A 16,883-nucleotide genomic window follows, 5' to 3' on the forward strand; every position below is an offset into this window, starting at 1 on the left:
CTGCTATAGCGAGAATTGCAAACCACAGATCCCCGACTTATTTAATAATTCGGGAATCTTGTGGAGCGCGAATGATTTAGGATTGCTGTAGATTACTATAATTAGATTTTGGTGATTTCTCAATGTGCATTCATTTCACGAAATCGCGTTTTTCCCCTCTGATTTATAAAGCGATCGATGAAGGGTTCTACGCTTGGCTAATTCTTTACCTTTGCGACCGAGTTGCTCGCGTAGTTGTTGGTCTTTGCACAACCGATTGAAAGCTTGAAAAACTTCATAACCAGAATTCACATTAACTAGTATCCCATTTTCTTCATGGTGAACTGTATCTAGAACACCGCCTAAACGAGGGGCGATTATCGGCTTACCAAAGTAACTTGCTTCTAAATAAGCCATACCAAAACCTTCCATATTATTAGGTTTAGTATCCGATAAAGTCAGCATTGCAAATATGTCACAAGCTGCATAATAACCTGCTAATTCTCGCTCTGGCACATATCCAGCAAAGTGTACGCGCTTATCTACTCGCAAACGATGCGCCAAAGATTTCAGTTCCGACTCACTTGGCCCTTGCCCGCAGAGTATGTAGTGGACATCAACCCCAAAAGTTAGCAATATTGGGATGTTATCAATTACTCGGTCGAAACCTTTATGTTTTGCTAGTCTGCCGATGGAGAGAATAACTATTGCTGAATCAGGAATGTTGTATGCCTGACGCACGCGAACCCGTAAATCATCAAGACTACTGGGACTGGCTACATTATTACCAAATTTTTCTGGTCTGATTACTGGGTTAATGACGTGGGTAGGAGTATCTAATCGAAAAGAAGTTCTTAGGTAGTCTCTTGTATAAGAACTATTACAAACAATACCTTCGGCGCGTTTGAGTGTTAATTTAAATAGCGATCGCAGCACAGGATTGTGTAAAGTACAAAGAAGATCGTTGCCGTGCAGATAGATAAAAAAGCGAATAGGTAACAAATAGCTCAATAGCAACAGTGAAGGAAAATCATAGCCGTGGCCCCACTCTATATAACGATAGTGATAGCGAAAATAGAGTTTAATTGCTAGGACAAATGAGCAGACGATATTGACCAAAGGCTTGAGGATATTTCCCACATAGCCACTACGCCAGCATCTAGGATAATACCAGCGATACACAGGAAACTGTTGACCTTCATCAAATACTCGATCTCCTGAGCAACTAGCTGCCAGCACAATTACTCGTTCTGGATCTTGAAGACAGCGATTGTAGATATATTCCCCAATTACAGCTTCTTTCGGCATGAAAATCCGGGATATGACTAGGATATCTGGGTATGCAGCTTTGTCTCTGATTTCGGCTGTTAGTTGAGAAATATGTTCCATAATAAAGTTGATGACTATATTTCCAATAGTTTTTAATATTTACAATTAGGATTACTTTCAAAGCCATCATTATTATTTTATTTCTTTTAAAACGAATTTGGTAGACAAATTGGAAGCCTATTTTAGAAGATTAGCCAGGAAGATTATTTTTTTATTGTGTTGATTTTATTTTTGTTGCAAATCTATCATTATTTGAGAGTTTCTGTGGATAATGAACAAAAAAGAAAAGCTAACACTTGTAGCGAAAATGCTCAGTGAACAATTACTGCGAAAATTCCGAAATTTAGCTACGTTCAATAGAATATCCTAAATAACCTGGACTACTGTGCCAAAATGCCAAAATTTTTGTAACTATTTAGTAGCGATATGATGTCCATTGGTAATGAATGACAAGGATTACAGACACTTTCTAGTCTTCTACGTATACGTAAATTTTTAGCATCCAGATGTATTAATGAGTGCTATTGGCGGTAGGAAGGTGTTTTGCCCATGCTAAATATTGAGTAATAAGTTCAGAAGTAAGCTAATCAGCATTCAAGTTGCATAATCAGGGCGGGCAAGATGCCGACCCCACAAGATATTGAGAAAATTTTCATCTGCAAATTAGATGTGTTTCAGCTTAGTACTACTTATTCAGTGAAGGATTAAAAAATTAGTCAAAATAATCACTATAAATTCAAATCATCTGTATAATTCAAAACTGTAGTCTGAAACTTCTAATCCAAGGCATAGCAAACCATTGCCCGTAGGCGTAGCCCGCACTTCTCTACGAGACGCTCCCGCTCCGCGTAGCTTGCTTCCCCGGAGGGGTACGACAAGCTCAGTGACCGTCGTAGACATCGCAATTTATTGGAGGATAAACATGTCTTCAGGTACGGTTCCCCAGTCGAGAAATCCCCCCTGCGATCGCTACTTACCCAAGATAAGACGCGGTAAATTGAATATGTAGCCTCTAAAAGTGAATGCTACGTGAATGCTACAAAGTTGCTTGTTACGGGCTAGCCTTAGCGACATCCTGCAACACTGCTCCCAGAATCGGGAGAAATCATAAATAATAACTCCGTTTTTCAAGCGATTGTCTTATGCGTAAAAAACTACAACAAACCATCAAACCGCTGTTAAAAACCTTCTTAGCCCTAAGCTTGGTGTTAGCTTTGGCTCTTGGTCACGCTGATGGCGCATTAGCAGCCCGCAGTGGAGGTCGTATCGGTGGTGGCTCCTTTAGAATGCCTTCCAGCCGCACCTATACACCGCGCACCTATGCACCTCCTGGCGGGGGCGGATACTACCCTGGTGGTGGTTTTGGTGGTGGCTTTGGCTTTCCCTTCATAGTTCCCTTCTGGGGTATTGGGGGAGGATTTGGTGGTATATTTACCATCTTAATTTTCTTGGCGATCGCTAATTTCTTATTGCAAACTTTCCGCCGTGTCTCTAGCGGTGAAACTCCAGAAGCAGATTACAGCAGTAACTCTCCTGTTTCTGTAACTCGTTTGCAAGTAGGTTTGTTAGCTCAAGCCCGTGAATTGCAAAATGAACTCAACCACATTGCTGAAACTGCTGATACTAACACCCCAGAAGGCAGAGCAGAAATTCTCCAAGAAGCCAGCCTAGCTTTACTCCGCCATCCCGAATACTTTGTATATGCAGGTGGTGGCACTCAACAAGCCAGCTTGAATTCAGCTGAAGGTCAGTTTAATCGGCTGTCACTGGCAGAACGCAGCAAGTTTAGCGAAGAAACTCTTTCTAACGTCAACAACCAGCTCAAAGCAGCCCTTGCCAAAGAAGCTTTACCTCCGGCTGGTGAACTCGACAACCCCACCCGCCTATTTACCGAAGGTCCTGGTGAATACATTATCGTCACCTTGCTGGCGGCGACACTAGGTAAGTTTGAAATCCCCACAGCTATTAATAGTGCTGACGATTTGCGTCAAGCTTTGCGGCAAATTGGTAGTATCCCTAGCGACAAGCTTCTAGCAATTGAAGTTCTTTGGACTCCTCAAGCTGAAAATGATACACTCACATCTGATGATGTGTTAGCAAATTATCCTGATTTGAGACTTGTTTAATCTCTGATAAATTTTGCATCTTGGTGCAACGAATAAGTTCCCCTTAAGAACAATAACTAGAAAACCGCTTGTCAATGACAAGTGGTTTTTTGTAGAGTTTATATCCCAAATAATTAGTTATGATTTCCACAGTCATTTCACCCCCAATACTTTTCGGATAAACCCAACAATCTCTGTTTTGGTCTGGGGAAAGGTTAAAGGGAAAGAGGTAAAGGTAAATATCAAACCCTTAACCTTTCCCCTTTCCCCTTAACCGAAAAGTATTGATTTCACCCTACCTTGCCCTAAGAGTTTGCAAAGAGGGAATTAAAGGGTGGGGTTCTTAGAGGTGAATAAGTAATTAAACGGACATAATAGATATATTTAAGTATGATTTTAGAAACATTTTGGTAGTATTATCAAAATGAATTATACGCAAAGTGTTATCTTATGCCTAGTGTTGAAGCCGACGAAAACCGAGAGCATCGCATTAAAACCGAGATCGTTGTAGATGCTGAAGACAAAGAAGACCGGGCTATGGGTTGGTACTACTACCTTGAAGAGACTCTGAATTTTCCCTTTATGGCTAAATGGACTAAGAAGGGACGCAAATCAGGTGCTGTCGAGGAGAAACAAGTCGAAGTACTGGGAATGGCCCCAGATGATGAGTGCTTAAAAGATATGTATGTAGAAGTGGCTTCTATTAATGGTAAGGATGATGATGTATATTCTGCAAAATTATCTGAAGTAGTAGCCATTGATGCTGACAGTGAAACTCAAGAAGCGATGGCAGACTGGCTCTATTGGATTGCTAGAGGTTATAAGTTTTGAAGAATAATGCAGAATTCAGAATTTAGAATTCAGAATCAAAGTGGCAAACTTAAACCTATTTTCAGCGTTCGCCTGAGCGCTTGTCTAAGTCCGCCAGTCATAAAGAATTCTATTCTGTTAGCGGATAGCTAAGGTTTAGCCCATTCTGGCTACTGACTCCTGAATTCTGTTTTTTGGTTTTTTCCACGACAGAATTATGGGGCTTCTCGGTTTATACCATAACCTTAGTAGCGCCTAAAGTAGCATATTTTATTCTTAACTAAATATGGCATAAGTAGCTTTTCCCTGGCGTTTAGCTTGGTACATAGCAATATCAGCATCCCGCAGCAGAGTTGTTGGCTCCTCATAACTACTAAAATTCCAAGTAATACCAATGCTCGCTGTAGTAGATAATTGATATCCATTGAGATTCACTGGCAATTGTAAAGAATCTTGAATACGTTTGGCAACATTGGTAGCGTCGGTAATGTCTTTAATATCCTCCAAAAGAACAGTAAATTCATCACCACCAAATCGTGCTACAGTATCGCCACTACGTAAGCACGACTCTAAACGTCTAGCGATCGCTACTAAAAAATCATCCCCTATTCCATGCCCAAAGCGATCGTTAATCTCTTTGAAGCCATCTAAATCCAAAAATAAAACTGCAAAATAATAATCGCTTCTGCGTTTGCTACGTTCAATAGTTTGTCTGAGTCGATCTAAAAATAAAACACGATTTGGTAATGCTGTCAGCCCATCATAAAACGCATTGCGGATCAGTTGCGCCTCTGTCTGCTTACGTTTAGTAATGTCTTGAAAAACTAAAACTGCACCAGTAATATTACCATTGCGATCGCGGATAGGTGCAACATTATCCCCAATCGCTATTTCTTTGCCATCTTTGGTAATCAATGCACAGTTTTCTGGTAAATTAAAAACTTCACCTGCTTCGATGACATAAGTAGCCAAATTTTCAATTTTTTCTCCTACATCTTTATTAACTAAGTTAACGACATCTATTAAATCTTTCCCGAATGCTTCACTTTGCTTCCAACCAGTGATTAGTTCTGCTATAGGATTCATCATTTCAATACACCCATTTGCATACGTCACAATCACTGCACAACCCATACTATTAATAATTGACATCAACCTCTGTTTTTCTTCGTATAATATTTTTTTGTTCTGATGTTTGTACAGGGTCATTTCAATCACAAAATGTAAATCACTTTCAAGACATGGTTTGGCTATATAACTAAAAGGCTCACTTAGCTGATTTTTATATAATGTTTTATATTCCGAACACTCCGTTAGATATACTACAGGCACATGGAAGTGATTCTGGATAATATCCGCGACCTGGAGACCTTCTATTTCTCTAGCTAGACAGATATCAATTAATACTAAATGGGGGTGAGTTTCTGCTACCTTTTTTATTGCTTCTTCACCATATTCAGTTATTTCTGATACTAAATAACCTAATTTTTGTAAACTCTTTCTAATATTTGAGGCTATATTTTTTTCATCCTCAATCACTAGGATTTTGCGGGCGAACATGTTACGATAACCTGTTTGCTAAGGTTCAGATTTTTGTTGTCAGTGTCAACTCAAGTCAAAAGTGCTTATCTTATCATAAACAATCTCTAACTACCATGTATTCTTGCTTGATATTAATACTGACTAATGGTAAATAGCATCATGTTATTAATTTCTGGCAATTTGTATGCTTATCAAAGCTAATTGTGATTAATTTATTTAGCTAATATGATGCTAATAACCTCAAATTCAAATTAGAATGTAATTATCAAGCACTCAAAAACTGATTGAAAAATGTATACAATAATTTTCTATTGGGAAAGTATAAACACTAAGTATAATATCTATATACAAATTAATCAAGAAGAAAATTTCATAAAATCACAGTATATTACTTTGAATATAAGTTAAAAAAATCTACTGTGTGTCGCATGTATTACACTAAATGTTACGTTAGCTGATTATTATTAATAATTAATCAGGACTTACGCACTGACTACGATTTTACGTCATTACGAGCGAAGGGAAGTAATCGCCAAAAACTCTGGGATTGCTTCCCTACACTATGTTCCGGTCGCAATGACAAAATAGTGCTTGCGTAAGTCCTATTAATCTCTACCTATAATTAAAGAGTTTAATGCTGATTTAATTACAAATAGTTATTATATCAAATTAGGTCATATTCTGGACTACAAATGTCTGAAATCTTTAATGACGAGTAAACTCATATTACTTAGAAATATTCAGATAAATATCGTAAATTATTTTTAAAAAAATACCACTAGTCTTGTAATAGCATGGCAAGCCTAAATATGCGCAATAGAAAAATTAGTTATGTTTGTCAAATCTCAATAACTCATATATTTTTAATGCACTATTTTAGCCTTACCACGCCACTACGTGTATTTTAAAAATAAAATACTAGCCCCATAGCTTCTGGTTAATACTTAATCACAATTTCTGTCCTCTGAAAATATGCAAGTGAAATGTTCATCAGCAGCCCGCAGTATATTTTATTTTTTTGGTAATCAGCAGGTACTGAGGGCAATGGCAAAAAAGATTCTCATTTTGAGACACTTCCAAGCTCCACCTAAACCCTCAGTTTTTTGCTAGCTGATAGATATTGAAAAAAACACATTTTGTGAATTAAAGGTTCGACTTACTTTTAGTCAGTTCAATGCTAATTTTGCCACCAAAGTCTGGAATAGGTGCGGCAGGTTTGCTGAGAGTGACTTGGACTTTTGTTACACGATCGCACTCTTGGAGAATAGAATCTGCGATCGTTGTTACCAATTTCTCGACCAAAACAAATTTAGACGTTTTGATCAGATGTTGTATCAAGCTAATGACGCTGCGATAATCTAAAGTGTCTTCGATCGCGTCAGTCTTGGCCGCTGTGGAGATATCCAACCATAACCTTACATCCACCTCAAACCATTGTCCTAGCACCTGTTCTTCTGGTAGATACCCAGTGTAGCCATAGCCGCGAATTCCCGTTAAATGAATGCAATCCATAAAAGTTTGAAAGCAAATTGGGCATTTTGTAGAAAGTGAAGCAAGTTTGCTTGGAGATTTTCTTTCCCAGAAACTCGCCTGACAGTGTTGGGTTCCATCACCGCATTGATGGATTTTAAATTGAATTTCCCTAGACGAAATCTAAAATTTAAGATTGTTTTATAGCTATGTTTAATTTAATGCCGATCGCCTTTAAAAATGTTAATCAACTTTGGGCTTATATTTTAACAGAGACGCTAAAGCGGTTGGGATTGACTTGTGCCATCATTTGTCCTGGCTCGCGCTCTACACCCTTAGCGATCGCTTTTGCTCAACAAGCACCTGAGATTGAAGCGATTTCCATTCTCGATGAACGTTCAGCCGCCTTTTTTGCTTTGGGACAAGCGAAAGCAACCGGACGCCCTGTGGTACTAGTTTGCACCTCTGGTACAGCAGGAGCCAACTTTTATTCAGCAGTCATCGAAGCGTCATATAGTCGCGTACCACTGTTGATATTAACCACCGATAGACCCCCAGAATTGCGAGATTGTCACTCTGGGCAAACTATAGATCAGTTGAGATTATATGGAAACTACCCAAATTGGCAAACAGAGTTAGCCTTACCCTCCGCCGATCTGGGAATGCTAGCTTACCTGCGACAAACGGTAATTCATAGCTGGGAAAGGGCGCAAACTCCTACAAAGGGGCCAGTACATTTGAATATTCCCTTTCGCGATCCCTTAGCACCTGTACCTGATGGAACCGACTTGAGTTATTTGCGATCGCAGTTTCACCCAGAAGACTTTTTCGCAGGAATAGCAAACTCATCGCCCATGCCCCATACTTCGACTGCGCTCAGTACAAGTTCCCCATTCCCAATGCCCAAAGAGTGGAAAGAATGCGATCGCGGCATTATTATCGCAGGTGTTGCTCAACCGCAGCAACCAGAAGAGTATTGTAGAGCGATCGCGCAACTTTCCCAAACTCTCCAATGGCCTGTGCTAGCTGAGGGACTCTCCCCAGTGAGAAATTATGCCGAACTCAACCCTTATTTAATTTCCACTTATGACCTGATTTTGCGAAATCAGCAATTAGGAAAGCAGTTAGCGCCCGAAATGGTGATTCAGGTGGGTGAAATGCCTACGAGTAAAGAACTACGTAGCTGGATAAATACAAGGCAACCGCGACGCTGGATAATTGACCCCAGTGACCAAAATCTCGACCCTTTGCACGGGAGAACGACGCATTTAAGGATATCTGTAGAAGACATAAAAGTAGAGGAGGGAAATTTATCTTTATCCTCAAAATATGTGCAGCAATGGTGTGATGCGGAAACTAAGGTGAGGTTAGCTGTTGATCAGACGATGGGGCAGATAGATGAAATAATTGAGAGTAAAGCAGCTTGGTTAATTTCTCAGATTTTACCGCCTGGAACGCCTCTGTTCATTGGCAACAGTATGCCTGTGCGGGATGTGGAATATTTCTGGAAGCCGAATAATTTAGGAGTGCGATCGCACTTTAACCGGGGTGCAAATGGCATTGATGGCACGTTATCCACAGCTTTAGGAATTTCCCATCGCCAGCAAAGTAGTGTGATGTTAACGGGAGATTTAGCGCTGTTGCATGACACCAATGGTTTTTTAATCCGCAATAAGTTTGTTGGACATCTGACGATTGTGTTAATCAATAACAATGGTGGTGGGATTTTTGAAATGTTACCCATTGCCAAGTTTGATCCACCATTTGAAGAGTTTTTTGGCACTCCCCAGGATATTGATTTTGCCCAGTTGTGCGCTACTTATAATGTGCAGCATGAATTGATAACTTCTTGGGAGCAGTTGCAGCAAAAATTAAACCCACTACCAGCTAAAGGAATTAGGGTTTTAGAGTTACAGACAAATCGGAAATTAGATGCAAAGTGGCGACAGGAGAATTTGCAACAGTTTGCAGCAGATATTGTCATTTAACTCTGCCGTTAGATATTACTAAATACTGAGATGCAAAGTATTAATCTTGCAAAATGTTTATGGAGTCAAAATTAAAAGTGATTTGTGTAAAGCGTTTCAAGTACTGGTGGTGGTGCTGAAACTTGCAAAATATTAAAAATAATAGTACAATAACGACTCTAGCGAATTTAGCGACAAATGCGACAAGATGTAGAACATAACAATAATGATAGTGAAGAAGATATTTCATTTTTAACAACTGTTGAAGTAGCTCAACTTCTTCGTGTTCACCAAAGAACTGTACAAAGATGGATATCATCAAATAATCTTAAAGCTACAAAAGTGGGGCCAAGAATTTGGCGTATCAGACAAAAAGACTTAGATGAGTTCTTACAAATAAATAACAGTAGAAAACAAGCAGAAGAAGATATTAACTCAAATGGCAACAGGAATAACTAGTCAAAATAGTCGTAAAACTCAAAAAAAAAATGTCATTCCTTTTCGTCTTGAATATGAAGGGAAAATTCCTATAGAAGATATATTAAAAATTCCTGTCGCCAAGTTACATCGCATAATTAGTATAGATGAACATCCAAGAAACAGACTCATCTATGGAGAGAATTTAAGAGTTCTTAGTTCATTCTTGAAAGATGATACTATCGCGGGTAAAGTTAGTTTAATTTATATTGACCCCCCCTATGCAACAGGGAGTAGTTTTGAGTCTCGTCAAAGAGACCATGCTTATCACGACCTAATGGAAGGTGCAGAATATTTAGAGTTTTTACGTCAACGACTGGTTTTACTAAGAGAACTTTTATCAGATGAAGGTTCTATTTATATACATTTAGATGACAAGATGGCTTGTGCTATCAAAATTCTAATGGATGAAATTTTTGGTTCTAAAAACTTTCGCAATTTGATTACAAGAAAAAAATGTAACCCAAAAAACTATACACGTAAACAGTATGGAAACACCGCTGATTACATTCTATTTTACACAAAAACAGATAATTATATATGGAATCAGCCTTTTAACCCTTGGACTGAAACTACTGCAAAGAAAGAATATCAATATGTTGAAAAGGAGACTGGAAGAGTTTATAAGAAAGTTCCTGTTCATGCACCTGGCGTAAGAAAAGGTGCAACAGGTCAACCCTGGAGAGGAATGCTACCTCCTCCTGGTAAACACTGGCAATATACTCCAGAAACTTTAGACGAAATGGATGCACGTGGAGAAATTTACTGGTCACCAACAGGAAATCCAAGAAGAAAAGTTTATTTAGATAATAGTCAGGGTATTTCAGTCCAAGATATTTGGCTTGATTTCAAGGATGCCCACAATCAAAATATAAAAATTACTGGCTATCCAACAGAAAAAAATCCAGATATGATAAAACGAATAATTCTAGCCTCATCTAATGAAGGAGATATTGTGTTAGATGCATTCGCTGGAAGTGGTACTACTGCTGCTATAGCTGAAGAGTTAGGTAGAAAATGGATAGCTATTGATAATTCCCAACTTGCTATAGCTACAATAGTTCAGCGTTTAGTTAAAGGGACAGAAGCAATGGGTGACTTTATTAACGGAAATAGTTCCGCTAAACATGAACAAAAGTGCTTAATAGGTATAAATAGAATTTTACGAAGTGGTCTAGATTTATATATTGAAGAAACACCAGAATTAGAGTTTATATCTGATACTGTAATACATGATTGGGATAGCAAACTCAACTTTCAAGCCAATCTTGTGTAAATCTCTCATCAAGCATTTTCAGAGTGCATACTATTATTTTGCCACTACCATAACTTTCTAGACGAGCGTAATCATTCCACATAGATCCTAGTAGCAATCCTGGGCCATCATTTAAAAAAAATACTTTTAAAGCCACTTTATATGTATCAGCATATCTAAGAATATCAGTTGCTTTATCTCGATTTCCACCAGTCCGATCATCTTCTTGAGAACCTCCTCTATCAGAGTCATAACGAGCAAATCCAACTACTAAGGGGGTTCCATCTAATCTAGATATAAAAATATCTGCTGGAGTTTGAGCTTCCCAATTATCCAAAACCTTATCAAGCATTACATCTTTTCCAGCACGAACTGGCCCCCGAATTATATAGTTTTTACCAAATACTCTGTCAAACCATAAGAAAAACGCTTCTGTCAAGTCATAGCCTTTTTGCCCCCGTTTACTCTGTTCTAAAAGAAGAGCCATCAGAGTTTCATCGGGTACAGGACGACTTTGCAAATTTTTTCTAACTTCTTCTAAGCTACGAAATCTATCACCAAAATCGTTAATTATAGTGGGAATATCACGTTTTTTCTTGGTCATTTCTACAGTCGTATCTGGTGATACATACCTCCGAAATACTCTCAGAAGTTGAATACGTAAAGGATCTGGGTCTTTTGTAATAATTTCAAGTAAATTTGCAGAGTTGGTTGCTTCGTCTACCAATTCTATGAAACGCTCCAAAACTTTCTCGTAGAGCATTTTAGCTTCATCTAAAGAATCTGGGTAGAATGGTGAGTCAAATATGGTAATCCACTTAGATGCAGTTACTTTGTAGCTACTGAATGAATTCAAATTACAATCTCCCTCACCATAATCGATACAATCTTTTAAGTATAAAACACATAACTCTATAAAAAAACTCAAAAGATAACCCTTTCAACGTCCCTCAGCAATTTCCCCAGATAGTCGTTTTAACAGTCGGAGGATGAGCGATCGCACTTTTTCTTCCACTGCTTCTGATATACCCGCGTGTCTGCAAATGCTTCTTCACTTTGGGAAACTTTATTTGTAGTGCGATCGCTCATCCTCCTCTGCGTGAAACTTACACGCTTAGTTGATCTTGTAACCACCCTTCCAAATCAGCAAGAGAAGAGAAATCCAACAAAGCATCACCTAAAGCTTCCAACTGTTCCACCGATAACCCTTGAATCTGGGACAGAAGTTTATCAGGAATATTACCTACACGCCGATTTAATAGTCGTAAAACGATCGTTCTTTCTCCTTCCTCTCGTCCTTCTTCCTTCGCTTCCCGAATCGCCCGTGGTTCTTCCAAATTCAGTCCCAACATTTCTGCAATCTCCTCTCGACTAAGGTTAGAAAACTTGTAGACAATAATCGTCGTCACTAAATCAATTATCGCTTGCTCCGATTGTTGCCGTGCTTGCTCCAGCAAAAACCGCGCCCCTTCCATTGCTTCCGTTTCAGAAGTAACATTTGTCAGCAACATCAAACCCAATCCCAAAGGTTGCTGTCGCAAATCCCCCAACTCATCCAGATAAACCCGCCTGATTTGACCACTTTCTAATAAAGCGCGGTGAATCGTTGAGTTAGAAGGTTCTAGACTGCGAGAAGCAAAAATTATTACCCCAAACCAGTCATCGTAACGGATAGAGTTGCGGTAGAGAAACAAAAACAATTCGCTGAAAAAGCGGTGATACAGGTCTTCGTCCTTCTGAAACTGGACTTCAGCAAAAAAGACGGTTTTGGAAACTGCATTAGCGGGAGGTAGAAACACTCCATCAATCCGAAACGCCGTTTCTTTCACTTCAACCGATTCAAATTGGTAATTTTCCGCTTCTAAGGGTGGTTCATCTACTAATTCAAACAGTAAACCGGGAAATTGCTTAAATAATTTGTAGAAGATGGTGTCACGTCGCATTTCTATTCCTCAACACCCAGATAATTACCAGATTGTAAAGGCTTGAGACACCAATTTTAGCGTAGGCGTAGCCCACACTTCGACTTAGCTCAGTGACCACCGCAGGTATCGTATGTCCCTACGTCCGCGATAAAATTCTTGAAGCAACAGCGCACTCCATAACAATGCAAATTAACTGGGAAACTGCCAAAACCTACGAAGATATTCTGTATCAAAAAACTGATGGCATTGCAAAAATCACTATTAACCGTCCCCACAAACGCAATGCTTTCCGTCCTGAAACTGTCTTTGAACTGTACGACGCTTTTTGTAATGCTCGTGAAGATACTACTATTGGTGTCGTCCTATTTACGGGTTATGGCCCACACACTGATGGCAAATATGCTTTCTGTTCTGGTGGCGATCAAAGTGTGCGGGGACATGCGGGTTATGTGGATGATACTGGCATCCCCCGCTTGAATGTGCTGGATTTACAACGCCTGATTCGTTCGATGCCGAAAGTGGTGATTGCTTTAGTAGCGGGATATGCGATCGGTGGCGGACACGTCCTACACTTAATTTGCGACCTTACCATCGCTGCCGACAACGCCATTTTCGGACAGACTGGCCCGAAAGTCGGCAGTTTCGACGGTGGTTTTGGAGCCAGCTATCTCGCCCGCATTGTGGGGCANAAAAAAGCTAGAGAAATTTGGTTTCTCTGCCGTCAATATGATGCCCAACAAGCGCTAGAAATGGGTTTAATTAATTGCGTCGTCCCAGTGGAACAACTAGAAGCGGAAGGTATTCAATGGGCGCAGGAGATTTTAGAAAAAAGTCCGATCGCAATTCGATGTCTCAAAGCTGCCTTCAACGCTGATTGTGACGGACAAGCTGGTTTACAAGAACTCGCTGGCAACGCCACCCTACTTTATTACATGACAGAAGAAGGATCTGAGGGCAAACAAGCCTTTCTCGAAAAGCGACCACCAGATTTTCGCTCTTTTCCTTGGTTGCCTTAGAATAGCAAAAATCGCATCTTATTAAAGGGTGCGATTTTTGTAAATATAAACTTTTACAGCACTAAAAATCTTAAAAACAAATCTTATTTTAAGCAGACTACAAACTCAGTCCAGTAATAATGGATGACTAAATGACCACTACTTTAGTTTTTACCTGTTCAGATATGGAGGCCGTTATTTCCTCTAGAGGGGCAAGAGCAGCATTATCGAAATCTGAGGCTAAAGATTGACAAGATGTTAAAACTGGAGCTGCATCTGGTAAACCCCAAGCATCTTCTAAGGTTTCCCAAGAAGGTGCAAAAGGTGGGAGCGCCAAAGAGCAAGCCTTCCAAGTCGCTTGAACTGGTGCGCCCAACTGCTGGCACGTTCCACCACGGCGGCCTTCTGGCTGGTAATGACGGCAATATCTACAGGCAGATGCTAAAACTTTAATGGGTTTCATTCGGATTCATCTTTAGTGTTGTTTCTGGCTGAATTTCATCTTTATATTCTGCTTCTATATATAAAGACGGAGAAAAGCCAAAAAGTCATTATTTTCTATAGGTTTCAGCGATCCCAAGTAAAAAATAAACTTCAGGATATTTTTATAATCTTGTTATATATTTAAATAATTACTACAGCAGCTACATATAGGTATCGTCTAAAACTTATTAGGGATCAAGACTAAAACTAAAGCTTTTGATTTATTCAGCCTTTTAAATTCCTCCTTAAGTATGGCTTAAGGCATAAATTTTCACATAAATAGCCTGTTCCATATACCACATTCGGCATATTTCAGCGCCAAACTATACTTTTTCTCAAGAATCAGAAAGATTTGATGTAATAGCAGCAAGTTATTTCAGGATAAACTCTGCTCAACGAAATAATCGCTCAACTATTTTGCTTTGAAAACTGTTTAGCAGCACAGACAGAACAGACTTCCCAGCGCTGGAGTTCACCGGGAGGGGTGGGAGATTGGCACTGGGGACAAAGGGGTAAGCCATGCGATCGCGATCGCACAATTTTCGTCCAATGTCCAAAAGCCGCATTTACATCTTTAGTGGGTGTAGCATCAGGGCGGTTAATCTCATCACCAAGGTAACTGGGATGCTCATGAGGCGAAACCGTTTGTTGCTGTTTTCTCTCCACCGACGGATTCTGCCAGCCAGCAGTAGAGAAGCGAATATCAACCAAAGGCGTTGGCAGCTTTTTATTCAACTTTAAAAGTAGAGATGTGCGACCAAAAGTCAGGTTTTGTGCCCAAGCAGCACTAGAAGTTGCTACCGACAAAACATCACGCTGAATCGATAATGGTCGAGTATTTGCGGCAACCACTGAGCCAACAACTTCTGCCCAACACTTGAGCAGACGTTGAAATGGTTGCTCCTGCCATTTCGACTGCTTTTCCAGAATCCTTAAAACATCATTAATTGATTTCAACGACATTATTCAAAGTGCTGAGTGACGAGTGAAGAAGGGAATAGGATAGGGTACAGGTTACAGGTTACAGGGTGCAGATTATTCCCTATCACCCGTCACCTCTCCCCCAATCCCCAATCTATTTAAATAATTTCCGCTACTATTGTCACAAAATATATCTAAAAGTTAATTCCAGTTATCTTCGTTTGAGGCGCAAAGGCAATGACTCAAAATCCCCTAAACGACTCCAGTACTCATCAATCGTCTAAAACACCTGGGTTGAAACCAGTACTAGCAGCGGCACTAGCAAGTTTAGAGGTGCCGCTAGATCAAGAGTTAGCTCGATACCGACGCACGCGAACTGGTTTGGTGTCATCTAAGCAGTCCCGTGTTGCAAGTTACATCAGCGGACAACCCCAACCGTTAACTACCATTTCGACAATATTGGGCGCAACTCAGTCATCAGCAACGGAAATTAAAACCAACGTATCGCCTGCATCTGTAACCGTGAATCCTGACATTAATCCAGCGCCAGCTACGGCAAAAATTGATGTCTCACCCCCATCTGTAGCTGTGAATCCTGAGATGAACCCAGCACCAACTACGGCAAAAATTGAGGAACTGAATAATCTGAATCTGCCCTCCACCTCCAATGCAGCTAAAACACAAACTCAACTCCCACCACCACCACCCAACTTTAGTAGCAGCATTGTGCCAGCGATCGTTAAAAATACTAAAAGCGAAAATCACTTGCAGCAAGATGATAGCCCCAAGCACCCAGATGACTATTTAGAATCTAGTGAAGCACTGCTGCGAAGTCTGACAGAAGAACAACCAGAAACCAAGAAACCAAGCAATTCTAGCGACAGTCTGCTATCACCTTTGGGTATTGGCTCCATGTTGCTACTATTGGTGGCTAGTCTGATCTTGGGTTATGCAGTCTTCAATCCTAAAAGCTTGCCACAATGGAATTTAGGTAATTTATTTAACGGCAACTCCTCTCCCACACCAGAAAATACTGAAGAAGTTGGGAGTAATGTCCAACCTCAAATTCAGCCACCAAGCACATCTATACCCAAATATCCCAATCTAGCTACTGAAGAGTTTCCTGAAGTAAGAGATCCCAATGATGTAGTTGGCTTAAAACCCAAAGTCCAACCAACCCCCGCTGTAGTGCCTAATCCAGTTGTTCCCCAAAACCCCGTAAATCCTCAAGGGGCATTGTCTAACCCCAATACAGCCCAACCGACTAACCCGATTGCTTTAGCACCAGTACCGACGCTACAATCATTGCCTCCCCTAAGTTTACCTCCCACTTCACCGACAAAAACCTCGCCCAAGCCAATCGCAACGTCACCAAAGCCAGATGCAGAAATCAAGCCAGGAACAGATGGGTTTTATCATGTAGTGATTGATAATAAAGGTGCAGCTTTTGCCTCAGCACGGCAAGTAATTCCTGATGCTTATTTATCGCCTAACAAAGAATTGATTTATCTGGGTGCTTTTAAAACTAAAGAGCAAGTAAAACAACAGATGAAACTGTTAGAAGCGAAGGGAATCAAGGCACGAGTTCAGCAGCCATGAATTGCAAAAATCTACGATACCATGAG

The 16,883-nt window shown here is 40.1% G+C and carries 14 protein-coding genes; 7 read left to right on the plus strand and 7 right to left on the minus strand.

Annotated features, from left to right (window positions below):
• Window positions 1-135 precede the first annotated feature (135 nt).
• Window positions 136-1,368: a glycosyltransferase family 4 protein gene (locus QUD05_RS05795; RefSeq protein ID WP_289795253.1), complete on the minus strand. Its 1,233-nt coding sequence runs from the start codon at window positions 1,366-1,368 to the stop codon at window positions 136-138.
• A gap of 1,082 nt (window positions 1,369-2,450) precedes the next feature.
• On the opposite strand from QUD05_RS05795, the gene QUD05_RS05800 reads away from it, so the two are divergent.
• Together QUD05_RS05800 and QUD05_RS05805 are read left to right on the plus strand one after the other, a co-directional pair.
• The gene (locus QUD05_RS05800; protein ID WP_289795254.1) at window positions 2,451-3,434 is read left to right on the plus strand and encodes a DUF1517 domain-containing protein; all 984 of its coding nucleotides are present in this window, start codon (window positions 2,451-2,453) and stop codon (window positions 3,432-3,434) included.
• Between the two features lie 429 nt (window positions 3,435-3,863).
• Window positions 3,864-4,244: a calcium-binding protein gene (locus QUD05_RS05805; protein ID WP_289795255.1), complete on the plus strand. Its 381-nt coding sequence runs from the start codon at window positions 3,864-3,866 to the stop codon at window positions 4,242-4,244.
• 255 nt (window positions 4,245-4,499) lie between these two features.
• Here the strand turns inward: QUD05_RS05805 and QUD05_RS05810 are convergent, their stop codons facing one another.
• Window positions 4,500-5,783 carry a diguanylate cyclase domain-containing protein gene (locus QUD05_RS05810; protein WP_289795256.1) on the minus strand — a complete coding sequence of 428 codons (1,284 nt, stop codon included), beginning with the start codon at window positions 5,781-5,783 and terminating at the stop codon, window positions 4,500-4,502.
• A 1,125-nt stretch (window positions 5,784-6,908) separates the two neighbouring features.
• A complete protein-coding gene (folB, locus tag QUD05_RS05815; RefSeq protein ID WP_069073964.1) occupies window positions 6,909-7,277 on the minus strand; it encodes a dihydroneopterin aldolase in 369 nt (122 codons plus the stop codon).
• A 167-nt stretch (window positions 7,278-7,444) separates the two neighbouring features.
• On the opposite strand from folB, the gene menD reads away from it, so the two are divergent.
• The 3 genes from menD to QUD05_RS05830 all read left to right on the plus strand — a co-directional run bounded on the left by menD (window position 7,445) and on the right by QUD05_RS05830 (window position 10,955).
• Entirely contained in the window at window positions 7,445-9,223 is a 1,779-nt protein-coding gene (gene menD / locus QUD05_RS05820; protein ID WP_289795257.1) for a 2-succinyl-5-enolpyruvyl-6-hydroxy-3-cyclohexene-1-carboxylic-acid synthase, read from the plus strand.
• Between the two features lie 177 nt (window positions 9,224-9,400).
• A complete protein-coding gene (locus tag QUD05_RS05825; RefSeq protein WP_289795258.1) occupies window positions 9,401-9,661 on the plus strand; it encodes a helix-turn-helix domain-containing protein in 261 nt (86 codons plus the stop codon).
• The gene (locus tag QUD05_RS05830) at window positions 9,642-10,955 is read left to right on the plus strand and encodes a site-specific DNA-methyltransferase (protein WP_289795259.1); all 1,314 of its coding nucleotides are present in this window, start codon (window positions 9,642-9,644) and stop codon (window positions 10,953-10,955) included. The genes QUD05_RS05825 and QUD05_RS05830 overlap by 20 nt, the downstream gene beginning before the upstream one ends.
• Here QUD05_RS05830 and QUD05_RS05835 read toward each other — a convergent pair.
• Complete coding sequence (locus QUD05_RS05835) at window positions 10,930-11,790, minus strand: hypothetical protein (protein ID WP_289795260.1); 861 nt, start codon at window positions 11,788-11,790, stop codon at window positions 10,930-10,932. The two genes, QUD05_RS05830 and QUD05_RS05835, sit on opposite strands and share 26 nt — an antisense overlap.
• Before the next feature lie 250 nt (window positions 11,791-12,040).
• Window positions 12,041-12,877, minus strand: coding sequence for an Rpn family recombination-promoting nuclease/putative transposase (locus QUD05_RS05840; protein WP_289795261.1), 837 nt, complete (start codon window positions 12,875-12,877; stop codon window positions 12,041-12,043).
• A 164-nt stretch (window positions 12,878-13,041) separates the two neighbouring features.
• On the opposite strand from QUD05_RS05840, the gene menB reads away from it, so the two are divergent.
• Entirely contained in the window at window positions 13,042-13,875 is an 834-nt protein-coding gene (gene menB / locus QUD05_RS05845) for a 1,4-dihydroxy-2-naphthoyl-CoA synthase (RefSeq protein WP_289799888.1), read from the plus strand.
• 127 nt (window positions 13,876-14,002) lie between these two features.
• On the opposite strand, the gene QUD05_RS05850 is transcribed toward menB, so the two are convergent.
• Window positions 14,003-14,317, minus strand: coding sequence for a hypothetical protein (locus tag QUD05_RS05850; RefSeq protein ID WP_289795262.1), 315 nt, complete (start codon window positions 14,315-14,317; stop codon window positions 14,003-14,005).
• Between the two features lie 428 nt (window positions 14,318-14,745).
• Complete coding sequence (locus QUD05_RS05855) at window positions 14,746-15,300, minus strand: DciA family protein (RefSeq protein ID WP_289795263.1); 555 nt, start codon at window positions 15,298-15,300, stop codon at window positions 14,746-14,748.
• Window positions 15,301-15,495: 195 nt separating this feature from the next.
• Between QUD05_RS05855 and QUD05_RS05860 the strand changes: the two genes are divergently transcribed.
• On the plus strand, window positions 15,496-16,857 hold the full coding sequence (locus QUD05_RS05860; RefSeq protein ID WP_289795264.1) for a hypothetical protein: 1,362 nt from the start codon (window positions 15,496-15,498) through the stop codon (window positions 16,855-16,857).
• The last annotated feature ends 26 nt before the right edge of the window (window positions 16,858-16,883 follow it).

This window comes from Nostoc sp. GT001 (assembly GCF_030382115.1).
GTDB lineage: Bacteria > Cyanobacteriota > Cyanobacteriia > Cyanobacteriales > Nostocaceae > Nostoc.